General features: G+C 73.3%; 1 protein-coding gene and 1 pseudogene. Both read right to left on the bottom strand.

Going from position 1 to position 1,036, the window contains the following annotated elements:
- The coding region (locus DEIPI_RS39195) for a hypothetical protein (RefSeq protein WP_169737047.1) at positions 1-235 on the bottom strand (235 nt) is incomplete at its 3' end.
- A 79-nt stretch (positions 236-314) separates the two neighbouring features.
- Positions 315-1,036, bottom strand: a pseudogene (locus DEIPI_RS39190) (hypothetical protein); the annotation flags it as partial.

Genomic DNA, 1,036 nt, shown 5'->3' with positions numbered 1-1,036 from the left:
CGACACCCGCACGGGCGAGCAGGCGGCACAGCACCCCGGCGAGGTCCCGGCCGCGCTCCGCGTCCCCGTCGAAGGTGACGGTCAGGACGAAGGCGGGCTCCCCGACCGCAGGGGCGCTCGTGCCGTAGGTGACGCGCGCCTCGTGGATCCGCTCGAAGCCCTCCAGCAGACGGTCGAGGGCGGCCGCCTCGTCCAGCGAGGGGTAGGTCCGGAGGCGCACTTGGGTGGCGGGCACACCCCGACTGTAGTCCGGCGTACCCTCGGGCGCGTGTGGGGCGGCCTCAGCGAGCCTTGAGCCGCCCCGTGGCCCGCGCTCAGCCGCCCGTGCGGAAGGTGACGGTGTAGGAGCGGGTGACCTTGCCCTTCGCGGGCACGTCCACCCGCACCTCCAGCCCCTGCGGCGTCCGCGCCGCTCCCCCCTCCACCGTCACGTTCCCGCCCAGGAGCTCGCGGTACTCCACCCGCAGGGCGCGGTCCTTGGCGCTCTCCAGCGTGAGCGTCACGCGGTAGACCGTCGTCGTCTTGTCCTGACGCACCACCTGCACGCTCCTCGCGTACCCGACGTCCGGGTCGCGGCCCAGGTCCAGCTCGATCGGCTCGTTCGCGCTCGTGTCGTTGATGACCGCCTGACCGACGATGCGGCCCTCGTCGCGGACGGTCACCGCGCCCGCCGGGAGCAGCGTGTCGGCCCGCACGCGGTAGTTGCGGCCCAGTTTGCCGGTCGTGCCGGTCGTGTTGAAGCCGGTGGTGAGGCCCGCGTAGCGCTCGAAGGTCACCTTCGGGTTGAGGAAGGGCAGCGTGAGCGTGGACGCGGCGGGCAGCGTGAACTTCTCCGTCAGCGCGTAGCGGTACAGCCCGCGGCTCTCCCCCTGCGGGTTGATGGCGGGCGCGGGCAGCGGCGCGGCCTCGGCGGCGTTCTGGCGGAAGCGCACGTCGCTCGCGTACGGCAGGGGCGGACCCTGCACGAGGTTCACGTCCCCGGCGATCAGCTCGCCCGCCGTCACGTCGTACGCCGCATCGCTGTTGTTGCGCAGGT

It is taken from the genome of Deinococcus pimensis DSM 21231 (assembly GCF_000519345.1).
GTDB classification, from domain to species: Bacteria; Deinococcota; Deinococci; order Deinococcales; family Deinococcaceae; genus Deinococcus_A; species Deinococcus_A pimensis.
The sequence above is the reverse complement of the archived record's forward strand: the minus strand, read 5'-3'. Positions and strand labels throughout refer to the sequence as shown.